The sequence below is a fragment of the Rhodococcus cerastii genome, from assembly GCF_033042195.1.
In the GTDB taxonomy this organism is placed as follows: Bacteria; Actinomycetota; Actinomycetes; order Mycobacteriales; family Mycobacteriaceae; genus Rhodococcoides.
The window spans coordinates 422,793-443,428 of the sequence record NZ_JAWLKF010000003.1 but is presented as its reverse complement, the minus strand read 5'-3'; the positions used below and the strand labels follow the sequence as shown (position 1 = coordinate 443,428).

At 62.9% G+C, this 20,636-nt stretch carries 21 protein-coding genes and 1 tRNA gene; 13 read left to right on the top strand and 9 right to left on the bottom strand.

What is annotated here, in order from left to right:
* Positions 1-4: 4 nt before the first annotated feature.
* Both R3P93_RS08950 and R3P93_RS08945 read right to left on the bottom strand, forming a co-directional pair.
* A complete protein-coding gene (locus R3P93_RS08950) occupies positions 5-2,050 on the bottom strand; it encodes an NADPH-dependent 2,4-dienoyl-CoA reductase (protein ID WP_317532821.1) in 2,046 nt (681 codons plus the stop codon).
* A complete protein-coding gene (locus R3P93_RS08945) occupies positions 2,047-2,574 on the bottom strand; it encodes a PadR family transcriptional regulator (protein WP_149406287.1) in 528 nt (175 codons plus the stop codon). Before R3P93_RS08945 ends, R3P93_RS08950 begins: the two co-directional genes overlap by 4 nt.
* A gap of 83 nt (positions 2,575-2,657) precedes the next feature.
* On the opposite strand from R3P93_RS08945, the gene R3P93_RS08940 reads away from it, so the two are divergent.
* Entirely contained in the window at positions 2,658-3,980 is a 1,323-nt protein-coding gene (locus R3P93_RS08940; RefSeq protein ID WP_317532820.1) for an MFS transporter, read from the top strand.
* Here R3P93_RS08940 and R3P93_RS08935 read toward each other — a convergent pair.
* Both R3P93_RS08935 and R3P93_RS08930 read right to left on the bottom strand, forming a co-directional pair.
* Positions 3,977-4,801 (bottom strand): alpha/beta fold hydrolase, encoded by an 825-nt coding sequence (locus R3P93_RS08935; protein ID WP_317532877.1) that lies wholly within the window; start codon positions 4,799-4,801, stop codon positions 3,977-3,979. The two genes, R3P93_RS08940 and R3P93_RS08935, sit on opposite strands and share 4 nt — an antisense overlap.
* A 29-nt stretch (positions 4,802-4,830) precedes the next feature.
* The gene (locus tag R3P93_RS08930; protein WP_188078668.1) at positions 4,831-5,481 is read right to left on the bottom strand and encodes a TetR family transcriptional regulator; all 651 of its coding nucleotides are present in this window, start codon (positions 5,479-5,481) and stop codon (positions 4,831-4,833) included.
* A gap of 171 nt (positions 5,482-5,652) precedes the next feature.
* On the opposite strand from R3P93_RS08930, the gene R3P93_RS08925 reads away from it, so the two are divergent.
* The 3 genes from R3P93_RS08925 (at position 5,653) to R3P93_RS08915 (ending at position 8,270) form a co-directional block, all read left to right on the top strand.
* Positions 5,653-6,765, top strand: a complete 1,113-nt coding sequence (locus R3P93_RS08925; protein ID WP_317532819.1) for a ferredoxin reductase — start codon at positions 5,653-5,655, stop codon at positions 6,763-6,765.
* Between the two features lie 63 nt (positions 6,766-6,828).
* Positions 6,829-8,013: a fatty acid desaturase family protein gene (locus R3P93_RS08920; RefSeq protein ID WP_317532818.1), complete on the top strand. Its 1,185-nt coding sequence runs from the start codon at positions 6,829-6,831 to the stop codon at positions 8,011-8,013.
* A gap of 23 nt (positions 8,014-8,036) precedes the next feature.
* Positions 8,037-8,270, top strand: coding sequence for a hypothetical protein (locus R3P93_RS08915; protein WP_032394788.1), 234 nt, complete (start codon positions 8,037-8,039; stop codon positions 8,268-8,270).
* Between the two features lie 63 nt (positions 8,271-8,333).
* On the opposite strand, the gene R3P93_RS08910 is transcribed toward R3P93_RS08915, so the two are convergent.
* On the bottom strand, positions 8,334-9,443 hold the full coding sequence (locus R3P93_RS08910; RefSeq protein ID WP_317532817.1) for a class I SAM-dependent methyltransferase: 1,110 nt from the start codon (positions 9,441-9,443) through the stop codon (positions 8,334-8,336).
* Between the two features lie 14 nt (positions 9,444-9,457).
* A complete protein-coding gene (locus tag R3P93_RS08905) occupies positions 9,458-10,600 on the bottom strand; it encodes a N(5)-(carboxyethyl)ornithine synthase (RefSeq protein WP_317532816.1) in 1,143 nt (380 codons plus the stop codon).
* A gap of 244 nt (positions 10,601-10,844) precedes the next feature.
* Here R3P93_RS08905 and R3P93_RS08900 point away from each other — a divergent pair, with 244 nt between their 5' ends.
* From R3P93_RS08900 to R3P93_RS08860, 9 genes are all read left to right on the top strand, one after another.
* Positions 10,845-11,951, top strand: coding sequence for a tyrosine-type recombinase/integrase (locus tag R3P93_RS08900; RefSeq protein ID WP_317532815.1), 1,107 nt, complete (start codon positions 10,845-10,847; stop codon positions 11,949-11,951).
* A 305-nt stretch (positions 11,952-12,256) separates the two neighbouring features.
* Complete coding sequence (locus R3P93_RS08895) at positions 12,257-12,439, top strand: helix-turn-helix domain-containing protein (RefSeq protein WP_032399516.1); 183 nt, start codon at positions 12,257-12,259, stop codon at positions 12,437-12,439.
* Positions 12,436-12,597, top strand: a complete 162-nt coding sequence (locus R3P93_RS08890; RefSeq protein ID WP_283348230.1) for a hypothetical protein — start codon at positions 12,436-12,438, stop codon at positions 12,595-12,597. The genes R3P93_RS08895 and R3P93_RS08890 overlap by 4 nt, the downstream gene beginning before the upstream one ends.
* Positions 12,594-14,597: a bifunctional DNA primase/polymerase gene (locus R3P93_RS08885; RefSeq protein WP_317532814.1), complete on the top strand. Its 2,004-nt coding sequence runs from the start codon at positions 12,594-12,596 to the stop codon at positions 14,595-14,597. The genes R3P93_RS08890 and R3P93_RS08885 overlap by 4 nt, the downstream gene beginning before the upstream one ends.
* A 174-nt stretch (positions 14,598-14,771) precedes the next feature.
* Positions 14,772-14,996, top strand: coding sequence for a hypothetical protein (locus R3P93_RS08880; protein ID WP_155288588.1), 225 nt, complete (start codon positions 14,772-14,774; stop codon positions 14,994-14,996).
* A 208-nt stretch (positions 14,997-15,204) separates the two neighbouring features.
* Complete coding sequence (locus R3P93_RS08875; protein ID WP_155288589.1) at positions 15,205-15,456, top strand: hypothetical protein; 252 nt, start codon at positions 15,205-15,207, stop codon at positions 15,454-15,456.
* 193 nt (positions 15,457-15,649) lie between these two features.
* Complete coding sequence (locus tag R3P93_RS08870; protein WP_052061324.1) at positions 15,650-16,309, top strand: HK97 family phage prohead protease; 660 nt, start codon at positions 15,650-15,652, stop codon at positions 16,307-16,309.
* Positions 16,310-16,391: 82 nt separating this feature from the next.
* Positions 16,392-17,756 carry a phage major capsid protein gene (locus tag R3P93_RS08865; protein ID WP_317532813.1) on the top strand — a complete coding sequence of 455 codons (1,365 nt, stop codon included), beginning with the start codon at positions 16,392-16,394 and terminating at the stop codon, positions 17,754-17,756.
* Positions 17,757-18,338: 582 nt separating this feature from the next.
* Complete coding sequence (locus R3P93_RS08860; protein ID WP_317532812.1) at positions 18,339-18,815, top strand: HNH endonuclease; 477 nt, start codon at positions 18,339-18,341, stop codon at positions 18,813-18,815.
* 1 nt (position 18,816) lies between these two features.
* On the opposite strand, the gene R3P93_RS08855 is transcribed toward R3P93_RS08860, so the two are convergent.
* From R3P93_RS08855 to R3P93_RS08845, 3 genes are all read right to left on the bottom strand, one after another.
* Positions 18,817-19,251: a hypothetical protein gene (locus tag R3P93_RS08855; protein WP_317532811.1), complete on the bottom strand. Its 435-nt coding sequence runs from the start codon at positions 19,249-19,251 to the stop codon at positions 18,817-18,819.
* A gap of 532 nt (positions 19,252-19,783) precedes the next feature.
* Positions 19,784-20,116: a hypothetical protein gene (locus R3P93_RS08850; RefSeq protein ID WP_317532810.1), complete on the bottom strand. Its 333-nt coding sequence runs from the start codon at positions 20,114-20,116 to the stop codon at positions 19,784-19,786.
* A 354-nt stretch (positions 20,117-20,470) separates the two neighbouring features.
* A tRNA-Arg gene (locus R3P93_RS08845) sits at positions 20,471-20,546 on the bottom strand.
* Between the last annotated feature and the right edge of the window lie 90 nt (positions 20,547-20,636).

The window sequence follows — 20,636 nt, the reverse complement described above, 5'->3', positions numbered from 1 at the left end:
CAGATCAGATCGTGGCCGCGAGCCGGGTGCCTTGCTCGATGGCCCGCTTGGCGTCGAGCTCCGCAGCGACGTCCGCACCGCCGATGATGTGCGTCGTGGTGCCCGCGGCCTTCAGGTCGTCGACCAAGTCGCGTACCGATTCCTGGCCGGCGCAGATCACGATGGTGTCCACCTCGAGAACGCGGGGACGCTCGTGCTTGTCACCGAAGGAGATGTGCAGCCCCGCATCGTCGATCTTCTCGTAGTTGACACCCGAAAGCTGATGCACGCCTTTGGCTTTCAGTGCAGCTCGATGAACCCAGCCGGTCGTCTTCGCCAGCCCTGCGCCGATGCGTCCCGGCTTGCGTTGCAGCAGATACACCTCACGCGGAGAGGGTGCGGGTACCGGAGTCGTCAACGCCCCCGGCGCGGCCTCGGGCTCGGTGACGCCCCACTCCTGCTTCCATTCCTTCAGATCCAAGGTGGGGGAGGCGTCGGTGGTGAGGAACTCGGAGATGTCGATACCGATACCGCCTGCACCGATGACCGCGACCCGATCGCCGACGGGCCTGCCGTCGCGCACCAGTTCTGCGTACGACAGGACCGAGTGGTGCTCGATGCCGGGGATACTCGGCATTCGGGGAGTGACGCCGGTGGCCAGCACCACCTCGTCGAACTCGCCTGCGACGAGTTCGGCGGCGGTGACTCGGGTGTCGAGGTGAACGGCGACGTCTGCGCTGCGAAGTGCACTGGAGAAGTACCGGATCGTTTCGGCGAACTCCTCCTTGCCGGGTATGAGTCGCGCGATTCCGAACTGTCCGCCGATCTCTTCCCTGGCCTCGAAGAGGCTGACGGTGTGTCCGCGTTGCGCGAGATTGAGCGCGGCGGCCAGGCCTGCGGGTCCGGCTCCGACGACCGCCACCTTCTTGGTCATCTTCGTCGGCAGCAGTTGCAGGTCGATCTCGCGTCCGGCACGCGGGTTGACCAGGCACGAGACCTTCTTGTGCACGAAGGCGTGGTCCAGGCAGGCCTGATTGCAGGCGATGCACGTGTTGATCCGGTCGGCGGAGTCGGTGGCGGCCTTCTCGACCCAGAACGGATCGGCCAGCATCGGCCTGGCCATCGCGATCAACTGCGCGTCGCCGCGAGCCAGAATGTTCTCGGCGATCTCGGGCATGTTGATGCGATTGGACGCGGCGACCGGGATGGACACGTGCTTCTCGAGCTTGCCGGTGATGTCCGCGAATGCGGCGCGGGGAACCGAGGTGACAATGGTCGGCACCCGCGACTCGTGCCAGCCGATATCGGTGTTGATGATGTTCGCACCCGCAGCTTCGACGTCCTCGGCCAGCGCGACGATGTCGTCCCAGCTCTGGCCTTGTTCGACCAGATCGGCCATCGACAGCCGGAACACGACGATGAAGTCGGGGCCCACGGCCGCTCGCGTCTGCCGCACGATCTCCACGGCCATCCGCCGACGGTTCTTCGCCGAACCGCCCCACTCGTCGCGTCGCTTGTTGGTGCGCTCGGAGAGGAACTGGTTGATGAAGTAACCCTCTCCGCCCATGATCTCGACGCCGTCGTAGCCGGCGCTCTGCGCGAGCCGGGCGCACCGTACGTAGTTGCGGATCTGCCAGCGGACGCCCCTCGATGTCAGTCGCCGCGGCCGAAAAGGATTGATGGGAGCCTTGATCGACGACGCCGACACGCTCAGCGGCTGGTAGGAGTAGCGCCCGGCATGCAGGATCTGCAGTGCGATCTTGCCGCCTTCGTCATGGACGGCAGTAGTGATCCGGCGATGCCGACGGGCTTCGATGCGGTTGGTCAGCTTGGCTCCGAACGGCAACAGCCAACCGGTGCGATTGGGGGCATAGCCCCCGGTGATGATCAGCGCAACTCCGCCGCGGGCACGCTCGGCGAAATAGGCCGCCAGGCGGCCGGTGTCGCGGGCGCGATCTTCGAGGCCGGTGTGAATCGATCCCATGATCACGCGGTTCTTCAGCGTGGTTGCGCCGACATCCAACGGAGACAACAGAATCGGATACGGGCCAGCGGTCTGCTCGGTCTTCACAGCTTCTCCAATACCTCGGTGCACCACTCGGTGAATCCTTCTTCGACGCGAATTCCGCCGCGCAGCACCAGGTATTGATGCAATGCGGTGCCGGTGAGGGCAGCGGGGGCCGGAAAGTCCTGCTTCTCGATCAGTCGATAGACGTCGAGGCGGGTGGCATGAACATCGCGATGGCGGGCGACTTCGATCTTGAGAGCATCGATGTCACCGTTGGCGGCCCCGCGGATCTTGACCGCGAGCTCCTCGCGTAGCTGCGAAGGATCGGTCGGAGCGGCGATCCAGCGATCGAGCTCCGCGCGACCCGCAGCGCTGACGGAGTAGACCTTCTTGTCCGGCCGGCCGTCCTGCGCGACTGCCTCTCCGGTGATCCACCCAGCCCCGTCCATCCGCGTCAGCGTCCGGTAGATCTGCTGATGCGTTGCGCTCCAGAAGAATCCGATCGACTTGTCGAAGCGGCGGGCGAGCTCGTACCCCGAGCCGCTGAGCTCGGTGAGGGATACCAGAATCGCGTGTTCCAAAGCCACACCCGAGAGTATGTATGCAACACGGTGACTATGCAACTAGGTGCACCGATGAATTCGGATGCCGCGGTCTAGTGTTGGCAATCATGGGAACCCAGCCGGAGGCCGCTGTCGTCGGAGTCGCCACAACGCGTAAGCAGGTCACCGCCTGGGGGTTCTGGGACTGGGGCTCGGCCGCGTTCAACGCGGTGATTCTCACGTTCGTGTTCTCGGTGTATCTCACCGACGCCGTCGGCGACGATCTGCCCGGTTCCATCTCGGCCACCACCTGGTTCAGCTGGTCGATTGCCGTGTCCAGCGTTGTCATCGCACTACTCGCGCCGGTCTGCGGGCAGTACTTCGACGCGCGCGGCAAACGTAAGTGGCTGCTGGGGGTGTTGACCGCGCTGACGGTCGTCGCCATGGCCGGCCTGTTCTTCGTCCGAGACGACTACCACTATCTGTGGCTCGGCCTGTTGCTGCTCGGTCTCGGATCCATCATGTTCGAGCTGGCGAGCATCCCGTACAACTCGATGCTGCGGCAGGTCTCCACTCCGGCGAACATCGGCCGAGTATCCGGGTTCGGTTGGTCGATGGGCTATTTCGGCGGAATCGTACTGCTTCTCCTGTGCTACGTCGGTTTCATTGCCGGCGACGGCGACACCCGCGGAGTTCTGGGGCTGAGCACCGACGGCGGACTGAACATCCGACTCGTCGCTCTGCTCGCTGCCGTGTGGTTCGCCGTCTCGGCCATCCCGGTGCTGTTCGCCGTTCCCGAGGTACCCCGCGCCGTCGCCGATCCCAAGGCCGCTGAAGCCGGGTTCGCGGCCTCGTACCGTGTGCTGGTTCGCGATGTCCGGGAGCTGTGGAGTGCAGACCGTCGCGCGGTCTACTACCTGATAGCCAGTGCACTGTTCCGGGACGGATTGGCGGGGGTCTTCACCTTCGGAGCCGTACTGGCCGTCAGCGTCTACGGCATCGGTGCCGGTGACGTCCTGCTGTTCGGTGTCGCCGCCAACGTCATCGCCGGACTCGGAGCGATCGTGGCCGGGCGTTTCGACGACAGAATCGGCCCGAAGAAGGTGATCGTCTTCTCCCTCACCTGCATGATCGCGGCCGGGACGATTCTGCTGTTCGTCTCGGGACCGACGATGTTCTGGATCTTCGGGCTCATCCTGTGTCTGTTCGTCGGGCCGGCGCAGTCGTCCGCCCGCACCTTCCTGGCCCGGCTGGCTCCACCGGGACGCGAAGGTCAGTTCTTCGGACTGTTCGCCACGACGGGACGCGCCGCCTCGTTCCTCGCACCGTCCCTGTTCGGTCTGTTCGTGTGGATGTTCGACGCCGACCGCGCGGGTATCGCCGGGCTGATCATCGTCCTCGCTGCCGGCCTGCTGGCGCTGCTGAAGGTGCGGGCTCCCGAACGGGTCTAGACGGAGTCGATACGGGCCAGGATCTCGGCCGTCAGTTCCTCGGGCGCTTCTTCCGGGATCCAGTGCGAGATGCCGTCCAATTCGACGAATCTGTACGGCGCATCGACGAATTCGCCGCAGCGCTCCGCTCCCGCTCGACCGATGGCGGTGTCGCCGTTGCTCCAGACGTACGTGGTGGGCACGGTCACCGGAGGAAGGTTTGCGAACTCCTTGGTCATCGCGGCGTACCAGCTCGATGCGGCCGTCAGCGCCCCGGGGACGGTGAGATGCCGAACGTATTCGTCGTCGAGGCTGTCCGCACCGAACATCGCGCGCAGCCGCTGGGCGTCGTTCTCGACCAGAACTCGCTCGGCCTTCTCCGGTTCTCGGAGCAGACCGAAGTACGTCGACCGCTCCTGCTGATCCGGATCCTCGCGGATGGCCCAGTTGAACGCGGCCGAATGCGGGACCGACGCCGCCGTGAGAGTACGTACGCGATCCGGATGCTCGGCTGCGAGATGCCAGGCGACCACCGCACCCCAGTCGTGTCCGACCAGATGCGCCGACGGCAGCTCGAGCGTATCGAGCAATCCGAGGATGTCGCCGGTGAGATGTTCGATGCGGTAGTGCTCGACGCCGACCGGACGGGCACCGGGGGAGTAGCCCCGCTGGTTCGGGGCGATCACGCGACAACCTGCGCCGACCAAGCCGGGCGTCACCGCGGTCCACGACGCGTTGGTCTGCGGAAAGCCGTGCAGCGCAACCACCGGAACACCGTCCGGTGGTCCCGACATCTCGACCTCGAACACGTACTCGCCGACACTTGACTCGGTCATGAACATCCCTTCGCGGCCGTCTCGTTCTCGAACGGTCAAGCCCGTCGTGGTTCCCATCGGCTCATCCCGAGCATGATCATGCGGATCTGCTTCTCGGTCCGCTCGATCAGGTCCTTCTCGTTCTGACTACCCGGTCTGTCGATTTCCAACAGGCCGACCACCGCGGTGAGCATCGTAGAGACGAGCAGGTCTGCGGTCATCTCCAGATCGGCGACGTCCCACTGCTCCAGACCGGGCATGCGGGACAGGTCGATGGTCAGCTCGCTGACGAACAGTCGTAGTTCGGTGGCGAAGGCGCGGCGCACTCCGGTCACGCCGCCGTACCGTTCGCGACTGAGAAAACGGAATTGATCCTCGTGGGAGCGAACCTGGCGAACCAGGATGCCGAAGGACTCGGTGGCCGTCTTGGTGCTGGGGTTGCGCCGGGCGTCGCGCAGCATCTGTCGCAGCATCCGCATGCTGTCCTCGACGAGAGCGACGCCGAGGTCCTCCATGGAGGCGAAGTGTCGATAGAACGCGGTGGGGACGATGCCGGCGGATCGAGCGACCTCACGGAGGCTGACGCTGGCGAAAGAACGCTCGCGGAGCAGGTCCAGGGTGCCCTCGATCAGTGCTTGCCGCGTGCGCTCCTTGCGCTCGGCGCGGGTCCCCGGTTCTGTCACAACGTCCAGTTTATGGGCGCGCATTCTGTGATCTCCCTTCCGGTTCCTCCCCGGCACCCACAGAACTGTCGATTCGCTCTGTAACGGCGGTCACATAAACGTTGACAGGTACCGGTGTCGCTCTGCCACACTCATGTTAGTGCACAATCGTTCACTGAATGGGTCGTAGGTTTCGATCCGGTAAGGGAGGATGGAATGACGCTTCAAGAACGTCCGTCGCGGGCCTCGCGTTCGCGCAAGTTCTCGCTTCTTTCCCTGTTCGAGGCCATGGCCACACCCCACGCGCTCGATCGTTACCTCGAACTCGTCGACCCGATGACGACCGTTCGTGACCTTCGCGGCGAAGTGACCGAGATACACCGGTCCACCGAAGACTCGTTGACGCTCACCATCCGTCCCACGCGTCAGTGGAAGGGTTTCAAGGCCGGCCAGTTCGTTCAGGTCGGAGTCGTCATCGACGGAGTACGCCACACCCGCTGCTACTCGCCCGCGTGCTCGCAGTACCGCAAGGACGGCCGGATCGAACTGACGATCAAGGCGCATCCCGAGGGTCTGGTGTCGCAGTACCTGCACAAGAACGCGTACGTCGGCCTGGTGGTCAGCCTGTCGCAGGCGGACGGCACGTTCGAGCTTCCCCAACCACGCCCGGCAAAGACGTTGCTGATCAGCGGTGGCAGCGGTATCACGCCGGTGCTGTCCATGCTCAGGTCGCTGCTGGACGAGGGGTACAGCAGCGACCTGACCTTCCTGCACTACGCGTTCACCGAAAACGACGTCGCGTACAAGAAGGACCTCGAGAAGATCGCCGCCGAGCACGAGAACGTGAACATCGTCTTCGCGTACACCGAGCAGAAGACGGGCGGCGACCTGCACGGGTTCTTCGGCCAGGAACATCTCGATGCGGTGGCCCCGTGGTTCGCCGAGGCCGACACCTTCCTGTGTGGACCTCCCGGACTGATGAAGAGCGTGACGTCGTACTTCGACGACGCAGGTCTCGGCGAGCGGCTGCACCTCGAGGAGTTCACACCCTCGTTCGCTTCCGTCAGCGACGACGTCACCGGCACCACCACGTTCTCCGGCAGCGACGTGTCCTCGGAGAACGACGGCGAGACGCTGCTCGAACAGGCCGAAGCAGCGGGACTCTCACCGGCCAACGGCTGCCGGATGGGTATCTGCTTCACCTGCACCTCGGTGAAGAAGTCCGGCTGCACCAAGAACATCAAGACCGGTGAGACCGACACCGAATCGGACAAGAAGATCCAGCTGTGCGTGTCCGTTGCCGTGGGCGACGTCGACATCGACATCTAGATCCACCTCGAACAGCGACAACCCCAAGACCCATCTCGACCCGATCGAATTGGAGATCATCAGATGCTCGGAACGATTCTCTCGATCCTGCCCACCACCGTCCTGCCCTTCCGACGTGACGAGACCCTGCCGGATCAGCCGACCGTGCTGACCTACGAACAGGTCGAGGAACTGGGCCGCGAACTCGACGACCTGCGCGCCCGCACCGTCGCCAAGCTCGGTGACGAGGACCGCGAATACATCTACAAGATCATCAAGGCGCAGCGCGGCCTCGAGGTCGCCGGACGCGCGTTGATGTACCTGCCCTTCCTTCCGCCTGCATGGCTCGCAGGCGTCGGTGCCCTCGGAGTGGCGAAGATTCTCGACAACATGGAGATCGGCCACAATGTCATGCACGGCCAGTACGACTGGATGCGTGAGCCCGGCCTCAACTCCGAGGTGTTCGAGTGGGACACCGTCTGCCCGGCAGACCAGTGGAAGCACTCGCACAACTACATGCACCACACGTTCACCAACATCGTCGGCATGGACCGCGACATCGGTTACGGCATCCTGCGTATGGATCAGGACCAGAAGTGGAACCCGTACTACCTCGGCAACCCGGTGTACGCGTTCCTGCTGATGACGTTCTTCGAGTGGGGCGTCATGCTGCACGACCTCGAGACGGAGAACATCGTCGCGGGCAAGCGCAAGTGGCACGACGTCAAGCCGCTGCTGCAGGGCATGTGGCGCAAGGCGGGCAAGCAGGCGCTCAAGGACTACGTGATCTTCCCCGCGCTGACCGGCCCGTTCTTCGCGACCACCGTGGTCGGCAACGTCGCAGCCAACCTCATCCGCAACGTGTGGACCTACTCGATCATCTTCTGCGGCCACTTCCCGACCGGAGTCCAGACCTTCAGCAAGGAAGAGACCGCTGAGGAGAGCCGCGGCGAATGGTACGTGCGGCAGATGCTGGGATCGGCCAACATCGAAGGAACTCCGCTGTTCCACATCATGTCGGGCAACCTCTCGCACCAGATCGAGCACCACCTGTTCCCCGATCTGCCCGCGCACCGCTACCCGCAGATCGCGCCGGAGGTCAAGGCTCTGTGCGAGAAGTACGACCTGCCGTACAACACCGGCGGCTTCTTCCACCAGATCGGCACCGTGTGGGGCAAGATCTTCAAGCTCGCCTTGCCCAACTCGCTCACGGGATCGGCGGCTCCGGCCGGTGTTATCGTCGAGCGTAAGAAGACCAGCGCAGCGTGACGACTTCGAAGGGGGCGGTCCTGTTGGTAGGAAAGTTCGAGCGCAACAAGGACACCGTGCAGGAGTTCACCGAATCGGCCGCGACTCACGTCGGCCGGATCGTGGTGATCATCGCCGGAGCCGTCCGCGACGTCACTCGTGAAATCGGTGATCTGATCACCGACGGAATCGAAATGCGTGAGGCGGCGAAGAAGGCGGAGCGTGACGCGCCGCTGGGCACCGTGATCAACGGCGAGTTCGAGACCCGCGAACGGTAAGAAGTACCGGATCCATCAGCGCCGCCCGAGCACTGCTCGGGCGGCGCTGTCGTGTGCCCACTGTCAGCGTGCGCGGAGCCGCCACAGTGACGTGGTTTCGCGTGAGCGTGCCGCGTGCAGCACGTCGGAGCTGTCGGTGACGCGCGAGTGCGTGGGGGTGGTGTCGGTTCGGCCGACGATGGCCAGGCCTGCCGCGTCGATGGCGGCGAGAAATTCTGCGCGCGTGACCAATCCGAGCAGCTCGGCGAGGTCGGACACGATCAGCCACGCCTCACCGTTCGGCGTCAGGTGCCCGCGGAGTCGACTGAGGAAAGACTTGAGCATTCGCGACCCGGGGTCGTACACCGCATGTTCGATGCCCGACGTGGGTTTCGTGGGAATCCACGGCGGATTGCACACGATCAGTCCCGCACGCCCGGACGGGAAGATGTCGGCCTGCACCACCTCGACCCGATCGGCGAATCCGAGAGCATCGACGTTGGCTCGTGCGCACGCGATCGACCGCGGATCCTTGTCGGTCGCGACCACCGCGGTCACGCCGCGGCGGGCGAGCACTGCCGCCAGAACGCCCGAGCCGGTGCCGATGTCGAACGCTCGGTCCGTGTCCGGCAGCGGTGCGTCGGCGACGAGTTGGATGTACTCGCCGCGGACGGGGGAGAAGACGCCGTAGTGCGGGTGGATCGAGGCATCCAGCGCCGGCACGAAGACACCCTTGCGACGCCATTCGTGTGCGCCGACCATGCCGAGTAGCTCGCGCAACGACAGCACACACGGCGCGGCGTCGGGGCCGAGCGCTTCTGTTACGGCTGCACGGACGTCCGGAGCTCGGCCCAGGTCGAGTCCAAAGCTCGAATCGAGTTCCACCAGAAGCATTCCCAGCACGCGGGCACGTCTGGCTTGATGTTGACGATGCAGATGAAACTGCTCCGCAGGTGACGCGTCGGAAGTCTGTTTGGCCGCTGGTACCCGCCGGGTCATCGCCGACAGCAGCTGCCGAGCATTGTTGTAATCGCCGCGCCACAACAGAGCCTCGCCGATCGTGGCCAGCTTGTATGCCACGTCTGCCGTCGTCGAATCGTCGACGACGCGTACCGTGCGGGGTGCGGGAGCGCCGTTCTCCGACTGCCAGCGACACGTCCGCTCGCTACCGTCCTCGATCCACGTGATGCTCATGCCGTGCGCTTCGTTCACGCTGCGGTGTGCGGGTACTCCGCACTGCGATGTTGGAAGGCAAGGATATTCGGGTTCACGATCATGCCGCCCCTGATCTCGATCGAACGCTCGATGGTGGAATCGGTACTCCACGCCGAGGGGCCGTCGAGCACGATCCGAAGGTACGGCAGCAGAGATTCGCTGATTTCCCAGGTAGCAGAGTTCCACAGGTACGAGGGGCTGTGGTCGACGGCGTAGTAGCGCACGTTGTCGCCCACGGTGAACATGGGATCGGCGAACGACGTGGGCTTGGCCCACTCGAACCCCATGCCCTCGTCGCACGAGACGTCCACCACGAGGGTGCCAGGCGCGAGAGTCGGCAGGTCCTGGTTCGTCAAGAATGTCAGTGGTGAATTGGTATCCTGCAGAACGCAATTGACGATGACGTCGTGGTCGGCGAGGAAGCTCGACAGTGGTACGCGGCCGTCGGGGGTGAGGGCCCGACTCTGGCGTGGATCGGCGTCGTCGAGATCGAAGTTGACGATGTTGGCCGAGTGGATCGGCGAACTCACCGCAGTGACGCCGCGCTGGGTGAGAACGTCCACATCGTGAATGCCATGGGCATTGAGTGCAGTGACCGCACCGCGAGCGGTGGCACCGAAACCGATGACCGCAGCCCGCAACCGGCGACCGTAATCACCGGTGGACCCGATCAACTGCAGTGCGTGCAGCACCGAGCAGTAGCCGGCCAACTCGTTGTTCTTGTGGAACACATGCAGATTGAACGAGCCCTCGTGGGTCCAGTGATTCATCGCCTCGAAGGCGATCAGCGTCAGCTTGCGGTCGACGGCGATCTGGGTGAGTTCTTCGTCCTGTACGCAGTGCGGCCAGCCCCACAGTGTCTGCCCTGGGCGCAAGGATGCGAGATCCTCGGCCTGGGGCTTGGGCAACAGGATCACATCGCACTCGGCGATGAGTTGCTCGCGCGTTCGAATGCCCGCCACCTGGGTGGCCAGGTGCTCGTCCGAAATTCCGAACGGCTCGCCGTAGCCGGATTCGAGGAACATTCGGGCGCGGATATCGGCATCTATTCGATCGAAATGCAGTGGGTGAATCGGTAGTCGCCGCTCATCGGGCTTGCGCGAACGTGAGAGGACTCCGAGAGTGAGCTGATGCACGTGTGACCCTTCGTTATCCGAAGTCAACCACAGTGAGCCGAACGGACTTACGTTTCTGCTGGTCAGAGGGTGCCCCCGGCAGGATTCGAACCTCATTTCCCGGTAGTGTGAACCTGCAGGCCAGGGCATCGAAAGAAGCGCTTGAGCTGCTGGTATAGACGCTTTGCTGTGTCGGATTGCCGAGATCTATGTAGAGCAATCTAGAGTTCTTAGGGAACGCAGGGGGAACGAAGGGAACGGCACAATGGCTGTACGGCGACGGAACTCATGGGGCACGGCAAAGAAGCTGCCGTCGGGTAAGTGGCGGGCCTCGTTCGTCGGTCCTGACAAGGTTCGATATGCCGCGCCCAAGACCTACACGGCCAAGGTCGACGCTCTCGCCTGGTTGGCTCGTGAGCGGGTGAGGATCGAGACCGAGGGGCCGAAGTGGAGACCGCCCGGTGCTGTCGCCGAGGCAGGGGAGAAGCTGGCCGACTATGCCGATCGGTGGGTCGATGAACGTCGCAACAAGTCCGGCCAGCCATTGCGGCCGAGGACGGCACAGCTCTACCGTGACCTGCTGCGCTTGCATATCAACCCGGTGCTGGGTGACCTCGAAGTTTCGGCCATCTCGTCGGCTGTGATCCGGTCCTGGCATCAAGGGCTCACCACCGGCACAACGCGCAAGGCGCACACCTACTCGTTGCTGCATGCGATCCTGGCCAGTGCTGCCGCCGACGATGTGATCGAGTCCAATCCTGCGAAGATTCGCGGTGCGATGTCATCGAGCACCGAACGCACTGTCGAGCCGCTGACCGCCGACGAACTCGACGCCCTGGCTGCCGAGATGCCTGAACATTTGCGGGTGCCGGTGCTCGTGATGGGTTGGTGCGGTTTGCGTGTGGGCGAGATGCGGGCCGTGCTGCGCTCCGACGTTGCCGATGACGGTTCCGTGATTCGCGTGAACAAGGCCGCGTCCTACCGGTCCGGTGAATGGCATTGTGGCGCACCGAAGACCAAGGCCGGCATCAGGACCGTTGCCGTTCCGCCGCATATCCGTCCTGCGCTTGCTGCCGGTCTGCCGATAGGTGCTGACGCCCTCGTGTTCCCGTCGCTGATCGGTGGTGATTTCCTGGGTGATTGGGAGCTGCGTCGGCCGTTCAAGGATGCAGCGGAGAGGCTGGGCCACAAGGACTTACGTATCCACGACCTTCGGCATACCGGCGCGACGTTGGCAGCGCAGCACGGGGCAACCACGGCCGAACTCATGCGCCGGATCGGTCACTCGACGCCGTCTATGGCTTTGAGGTACCAGCACGCGGCCGATGCCCGAGACGCCGAACTGGCTCAACGGTTGTCGACAGGGCGGTAGACACGACGATGCCCTCGGCAAGTGTCAGCACACCGAGGGCATCGTCGAACGAAACAGAACCGGGAAGGCAACCCGTGACCGCAATTGTACCTGGTCAGGGGGCATTGAGGCTGCAGGTCTAGCAATCCGATACAAGCTGATGCAGAGTGGGTGTATCGGAGAAGCGAAGTCAGCTCGCACCGCTCCGACGTACCGAACCCAGGACTGCCGGGCATGAACTGTGGACGCGACCTCGACGGGGCTGACCGTCGCTAGAGTCGGATGCCAACCACACACCGAATCATCGTGTGTCGGAAGGCAATCCCATGTCCAATTCGTATCTCTCTATCTCGCAGGTGGCCGATGAACTAGGTCTCGGCACCACCACCGTTCGCGCGTATATCGCTGCAGGACAACTGAAAGCATCCAAGCTCGGGGGCGGTAAGACATCACCGATCCGAGTCAAAAGACTCGACCTCGAAGCATTCGTCGATGCAGGTGCACTGTGAAGTCCGCAGGACAGGTCGACGGACGACGCTGGGCCAACGTTCCCACCGCGCACTGCAATCTGTGCCACCGGCAGCCACGGCACGAACCGTTGTCCGGCTGGACCCACCTCGATGGCAAGCTCACCTGCCCGCACTGCATCCAAGGCGGTTCGGCATGAGTGGATTCGGCGACTACGCCCACCAGTACAAGGCTGCAGGGTGGAATGTCGTCCCGGTCCCGCACGCCAGCAAGCGCATCACGGTCACAGGCTTCACGGGCCACGACGGCATCGACGCTTCGGGCGCGGACCTGCAGGCGTGGATCGACGGGGGCCACGAGGGCGACAACATCGGACTTCGCATGCCCGAGAACGTCGTCGGAATCGACATCGACGCCTACCACGATGGACTCACCACTCTTGCTGCGCTAGTGCAGGACCTAGGACCGCTACCGGCTACCCCGAGGACCACCGCGCGCGCCGACGGGTCGGGAATCTCGTTCTACCGGGTACCGAATTCGACGTTGCTGCCGAGTGGTCTGGGCAAGGGCATCGACATCGTTCGTCGCGGGCATCGGTACGCCCTGGCACCACCGTCTCTGCACCCCGAGGGCCACCCGTACCGCTGGCTCGACACCGAGGACACCGAGGTCGACTTCCTGACGGTCGACTCACTGCCGACCCTGCCCGAATCGTGGGTGAGTCACCTCGACGGTCTGGGCACTGCGCCCGCGGCGATCACGGCACCCGATGCCGAGCCCGTACGGCTCACGGACGGTTCTGCCGACACCGAGGTAGCAAGAGCATTGGCCGACGCCATCGAGGCCGCACAGGGCGAATCAGGCCAACGGCACGACACGGCACTCGAGCACATCAACCGGATCGTTCGGTTGGCAGAACGTGGGCACTCCGGCACCGCGGACGCGGTGGCATCGCTGAAAGCTGCGTACGTCCTGGCGATCGGTTCGGATCGTTCCGATGCTGCCGCCGAGTTCGACCGAATGGTCCACGGTGCACGGGTCAAGGTCGGACAGACACCGTCGGCAGAGCACAACACGGTCCAAGGTCGTACCGCCGTGGACGAGATGATCGGAGCATTGCGCAGCCAGAGTGTCGAGCCCGAACCTGTTGCGCTCGTTGGTTCCTCGTGGGCACCAGTGGACCTGGCCAGTGTGCTCGACGGCGAGTTCGTCCCGGTTGTCCCGACGATGCTCACCCGGTCGGACGGCGTCTCGTTGATCTATCCCGGCCTGACTCACTCGTTCCATGGTGAGCCCGAGTCCGGCAAGTCGCTGGTTCTACAGTCCGAGACAGTCACTCGGATCATGGCGGGGGAGAGGGTGCTGTATCTCGACTTCGAGTCCTCCCAGGATCAAGTGATCAACAGGCTTCGCGAGTTCGGGGCGTCGGATGCGGCGATCCTCGCGAACCTCACCTACGTTCGGCCGTTCGAGCCATTCAACGCTCAATCTCCGCACTGGACAGCTTTACTGGGCACCCGGTACACCCTGGCAGTCCTCGACGGCGTCACGGAAGCGATGAGCCTGTCCGGCCGGGAACTGATCGACAACGGCAGTGTGGCGCACTTTCTTCGCGAGCTACCCGATGCGATCGCCAGAGCTACCGGCGCTGCTGTCGCGATGATTGATCACGTCGTCAAGTCCAAGGACGGACGCGGCCGAGGTGCGATCGGTGGGCAACACAAGTTGGCAGGCCTGTCGGGAGCGTCGTACACCGTCGAACCGATATCTCCGATCATGCCCGGTAAGCGCGGCGAGCTGTCCATCCGCATCGGAAAGGACCGCGAGGGCCAGGTACGGCCGCACTGTGGCAAGTGGACTTCCACCGACCGGACCCAAGAGGCCGCACGCGTCATTGTCGACAGCACGGGAACGTCTCCGGTGGTCATAGTCAACCCGCCCGGTGATGTGGCCGACGGGACGACGACGAGAAACCTGCCCGAGTCCGAGGTGATCCGGCGACTGGTCTCGAACCTTCTCGCGAACAAGCCCCAAGGTGTGCTGTCGTCCACGATCGCGGGCCGGATCAAGAAGTCGGCACCGAAGACTCGCACCGAACTCGACTGGCTGACCGAGGAGGGCTACCTGCGCGAGGAGCGAGCACCGCACAACGGACGGAAGTTCTTCCAAGTCCACCCGTACGGCGACGACCCCGAATAGGTCAGGGGCTCGGACGAACTGGATGCGCTCATTCACTCATTTGAGTTCGTCTAGTGAGTCCGTCCCTAGGGAGGGGACGACGGACAAACTGACTGGACCTTGTCCGGGACAACCGGGACGAACTCGGACGAACTGGACCAACTAGCACCGAATCAACCACCAGGAGAGCACAGCATGACCACCATCGAACAACGTCACCGCACGCCGCGAGAGATCGCTGTCCTTCGCGTCATCGCCTCGACGCCGGGCATCCACCTCGACAACATCGCGGCCGTACTCGGCTACTCACCACGAGCTGTCCGCGGGATCCTCAACGTCCTGCAGAGCCACGAGGAGGCCACTCAGACCACCGACCGAACGCACAGTCTGACGGCCAAGGGCATCGAGGCATTGGCGTGACGGCCGCACGCATCTTCAAGGCCAGGTTCTCATCCGGCCAGTGCGGACGTTGCAGTCGCCCGATCGAAAAGGACATGCTCGTGAAGTACCTCGACACTCCGACCGGCCGACAGCTCGTGTGTGGCACCGGGCAATGCCAGTCAGGGAACACGCCGACCCACTTCTGCACCTCGTGTGGGCAGTCGCTGCCGTCGGCCGAGGTGTCACAGTGACCGCGCCCGAGTCTCTACTGCATGAGGAGCTGGTGGCCATCAAGCTCGGTGCTGCCCTCGATCACGTCCTCTCGCACATGGACCCTGCCGCCCGTGCGGCTCTGCCGATGCTGCAACCCTTCATCACGCCCGAGTTCGTGGAAGTCCGTGCCGAGCAGACCGTGGTGGTCGCCATTCCTCGCTGGTGGCTCGATGACGATGAGGACCAACTGTTACCGGACCTCGATCGGCACAGCACCACCGAATAGCATGTGGTGCAATCACTGACACAATCGGGTAGACTCGGCACTGCGAAGAGAACTCGCCTCGACTGGTTCGGCCGTCCCGCAAGGATGAGCGCCGAGCGGCAGTAACGAGGCTGGCAGGCTCACGCGGTGCCGAGTCGATTCCGACCTGTGTGCACTCCAATTCCCAAGCGAGAGAACAATCATGGCGAAACGTATGCCATCGAGTTCCCGCACCGCCGAGTTCGGTTTCGAGCTACGCAGCACATCGGACGGGTCTACCGGCACAGGTAGGCGTCTGGAAGGCATTGCGGCAGTGTTCAACACCGACACGCACATTCGATCCTACGAGGGCGACTTCCTGGAGAGAATCACGCGCGGCGCGTTCGCGAAGTCGATCAGAGACAATCCACACCCGCTGATGCAGTGGGACCACGGTCGAGACAGTCGTGTCGGAACTACACCGATCGGCGCGTACGACACTCTGCGCGAGGACCCCGAGGGGCTTTTCGTGTCCGGTGAGCTGTTCGACAATCCGGTCGTTGAGCCGGTACGTCAGGCGATCGAAGCAGGCGCAGTGCGCGGTATGTCGATCAGCATGCAGGTCATCCGGGACGAGTGGCGAGACGCCAAGGGCAGGCCGGTCGGGAGCAACGAACTCAGACGACTGCTCTGGGCCGATCCCGACGACCCGGCCTACCGCGGACTGCTACCGCTCCGGCGCACCATCAAGGAACTCCGGCTCGGTGAAGCCGGACCTGTTGGCCGACCGGCATACACAACGACATCGGTCGGTGTCCGCAGTACCGAACCGCGCACCCTCACCATCAACGCCGCCAAAAGGCAACTAGCACTCATCAATACGAGAAGGACTTAGGAACATGACACGACGACGTAAGAACACCACCGCGGGCGACTCCGGCACCGCAATCGACACCCTCGATCTCCGCGGCCTGACCGTGGCCGAGGCCGACGACCGACGCGAAGAACTGCGCGAAGAACTGGCAGAACTGGTCGCCGAGAACGAGGACCGGAACGAGCTGGAGCCGGACGCCGAGGCCCGCTTCACCGAACTCACCGAGGGCATCGAGTACCTGGACGCACAGCACGAGAAGCGCTCGAAGATGATCGGTTTGCTGGACCGCGGGGCACACGACGATGCACCGACCCGCACAAGCCGAGGCACCACCGACCGCGATGTCGTGCTCCGCAACCTCGAGTCCGACGTGAAGGCGAAGCACCTCAGCGCCGATGCTGCTACCGGAGTCGAAGCACTGCTGCGCGGTGAGGACTCGACTACGGCCACCCGCTGGGCACGAGCTGCAGGCGATCCCGCATACCGCAGTGCATTCGCCAAGATGCTGGCCGATCCTTCCCGCGGGCACCTGGAGTGGACCGCAGCAGAGTCCGACGCCTACCGCAGCGCTCAGGCAGTCCAGCGCGCAATGAACGAGGGCGTCAATTCGCAGGGTGGTTCGCTTGTTCCATTGAGCCTCGATCCCAATATCGGAATTACCTCCGACGGTAGCAACAATCCCATTCGGCAGATTGCACGGAATGTCACAATCACCGGTCAAGCATGGCGCGGAATTACCTCCGCAGGAGTGACTGCAAGCTGGGTACCGGAAGCACAGGAATTGCCCGATTCGAGCCCGACGCTGGCCGCTCCGGTAATTCCCGTATTCAAGGCCACCACATTTATCCCTTATAGCTGGGAAGTCGAGCAGGATGGGGTCGACCTGCTGTCACAGTTGCAGACATTGATGGCAGACGGATTGGAGCAATTGACCAATACCGCCTTCACTACCGGAACCGGCGTCAATCAGCCACGAGGCGTAGTTACCGCCCTTGCGTCGGCCGGCGCGCCGTACGTGTTGACACCCGGCACCGTCGAAACACTCAGTGCTGCAGACATCTTCAAGTTGCAGAGTGCACTGCCTCCGCGGTTCCAGCCGAACGCACAATGGGCCGGCAACCTCGGAACGATCAATCTCGCTCGGCAGCTGGAAACGGCGAACGGGTCGAGGGTATTTCCAGAATTGGCCGACGGTCGTCTATTGTCTCGGAAGGTCAACGAGGTCAGTAATCTCGACGGATTCAATGCCGCGGTGACTGATGCTTCGAACCTGGCTTTGATCTACGGTGACTGGTCCAATTACGTTTGCGTGAATCGCGTTGGAGCATCCGTGGAATTCATTCAGAACTTGACCGGGCCGAATGGGCGACCAACCGGTCAACGCGGTATCGTTTTATACACGAGGATTGGCGGCGACGTGGTAAACATAAATGGGCTACGGGCGCTGAACATTGCAACCACTGCCTAGTAGTTCGATCCTGATCGCTCCCGCGGCATTCACAGCCACCGATCCGCATTCCGGTGACGAGGTTGTGGTGCCCGCGGGGGCGAGGACCGAAGTCGGTTCGGAGTGGGCGCTGGCGCATCCTGATCGTTGGGAGCCGCTGCCACCGCCTGCACCACCGACTACGGGGCACGCTCCGGTGTACGCCTCGTTCTGAGAACTACCTGCATCACCGAGTCAGACCGGCGCACTGAGGATTCCGTCTGGTTCGAGGTGGCGGCATCGAGTCGATTCGGTGGTGCAGGTTCCCAATCTTCCCCGAGTTCAATTGCAGGACTCGGGGGCCGAGTAGCCCGCGTGGCGCTCGGTAGACACTCCGTCCGTTCGGTTCGGCATCACCTGGCCGGGTCGAGTGAGGATGGCGCTGTGGTGGCGTCCGAATCACCTGAGTGTCGACACTTCCCATCGGTTCTTTTTAGCGGGAGTCCACCGATGGGAAAGACAGCCCGGCCAGGCTCATCGTTGCAGTGCGCGCGTCTCCGTTCCACGCTCAGCGCTCCGAGGGTCCGGCCGGGCTGTCTCACATCTACCCCGAGGAACGACGCCATGAGCCAGTACACCCCGAAGTCGTACCAGTACATCAAGTGGGCGCAGGAGTTCAAGAAGATGTGCGGGCCAGCTCCGACGTGCCATATCTGCAAGCTGGTGATCGACCCCAGCGCCGCCCGCAACTCCAAAGGGCAATTCACCCTGGACCATCTCGTGCCGCTGTCTCGTGGCGGCGATCCGTTCGAGCTGACCAACTGCGCCCCGGCACATCGTGGCTGTAATGGCCGCCGCGGCAACAGATTCGAGCACGATGCCCCAGAAGCTCCGAGGCCTGCGATCGCGGCCCTGTTCGATGACGACACGCCTCGTACGTCACGCTGCTGGACCGGCTGCCCAGAATGCCGAGGGGCCCTCGATACGTCATTGCGGGAGCATCGCAACACCGGGCGTGTCAGCGTCACCACCGGGTACGGCAACACCTGCCCGCGCATCGTTGCACTCAAGGCGCATCGTCGAACTCTGGCAGCGAGGTAGGTCAGGCAGGCAGGGCCCATCGAGCGAGCCGGTAGCTGGCACCGACCACTGTGTCCGATGCTGCACCTGTGCCACGCCACACACCCTTGACGCAGCCGAAGTTGTTGCTACCCAACACCTTGACTCTGACCCTGATGATGTCGTTGCTGAAGACAAGCACATGCACGTTGTACACCGTTGCCAGTGTGTGCAGTGCCAGCACGAGCACCAGTCGCAGCAGCACGTACCCAACGATCGCAGCAAGCACAGTACTGACTGCAAGCACTTGCACTGTTGCTCTTGATGATTGCTTCAATGATTGTTCAATTACGTTTGAATGAAATGCTTTTCGTGTCAGTGATACGAGTCGATCGCGCTTGGTCGTCGTCGTGGTGGTTGTGTCGGTGGTGCCGGTGCCGAGTGTCGGCGCGCCTGCAGGCGCTGCAATTGCATGCATATTGAATTCCTCATTTGTCAGTCGAATTGGGTTCGCTCCCATCTCGACTATGACACATGAATAAAGCAATTGCACGCATGGCTGGAGCCGCACCCCATCAATGAATAGGAATGGCGTCGGCCGGGCGTGGGGTAGGGGGGGTATTAGTCGACGTTGAATTCGGGGTACACCTAGACCCTGCAGTCGAGCTGGTTCTCTCTCTGAGTGAAAATGTCACGCAAAACGCCTGGTCAGAGGCTTATGGAGGGTCCAAAAACAGGTCCATTTTCATTTTTTCGAAAAAGTGCTGATTTGACCCAGTGTACCGGGCTTATTTCGGCTTGGAAAATGACCGTTTATCGACCTGCATTTTTCTCATTGGCCGGCCGATTTCTAGTCGGATGAATTCGTCGTTCAATTCGGCTACACTGTGAATTGGAGACACGCTCTCCTCTCTATTGACAGTGCGCTGGTTCGCTCCCACGCACAACGAAAAAGGCCTTCGATCTTTACCGTGCATCCGGTAATGCCGAGGGCCTTTTCGTATGTGTTCCTACTCAAGTATTCGACCGAGGAACCCAGGGTGCCATTGTTCGATGAAATGCTTGAGTGCCCATAGAGGTTCGTCGTCCTTGTCGTCGCACGTGTCCAGTATTTCTAGGATGGCGGCGATCATGGCCGACTTACTGCCAGGCGTGTGATCCACCAGTGGCTGCAGGGCCGGGTGGTCCTCTGCAAACCATGACGCGATGGTGACTACCGAGGCAATGTGGATTGCGTACCCCCCGGCCAGAGCCTGCTCGACATTCTTGCGCGTACGCGTCTCGTCTGCCCGTGGCCGGACCGGGAAGTCGAGCAGGATCGCATCGTCGTCTGCAGGGGTCATTCCGCAAGTTTCTGTAGGGATGCCAGGCACCTGGCGCAGTTGTTGCCGGTGCTGTCCTTGAACCGGATCGGATTGTGTGTCGAGTCTTCGATCACTTGAGGGTCCGCGCCCTCGACATCACCTGTGGTACCGCACAGAGTCGTCATCTCGGCGGGTCTCACGCCGTGGACCTTTTCGCCGCCAGCAACCGAGCCTGCAAGTATGTCGCTTTTGCTATATGTCTCCATCGATGCAACCTACCGAACTGAATGGAGCAGGTGCACGGGAACGGATGATCCGATCTGCGTACAGCAACCCTCTAGGGAACGAGGGAGGAACGATCCTGGCCAATATGGCCTCTGAGCTGCAAAAACGTGGTGCCCCCGGCAGGATTCGAACCTGCGACCAAGGGATTAGAAGGCCCTTGCTCTATCCCCTGAGCTACGGAGGCTGGCACGTGCGGGCGGACCCGCTCGAGCACGGTTGACGAGTGTACCTTTCCGTATACGCCGATCGCGCCGGCATGGGTTGGGCGATGGTC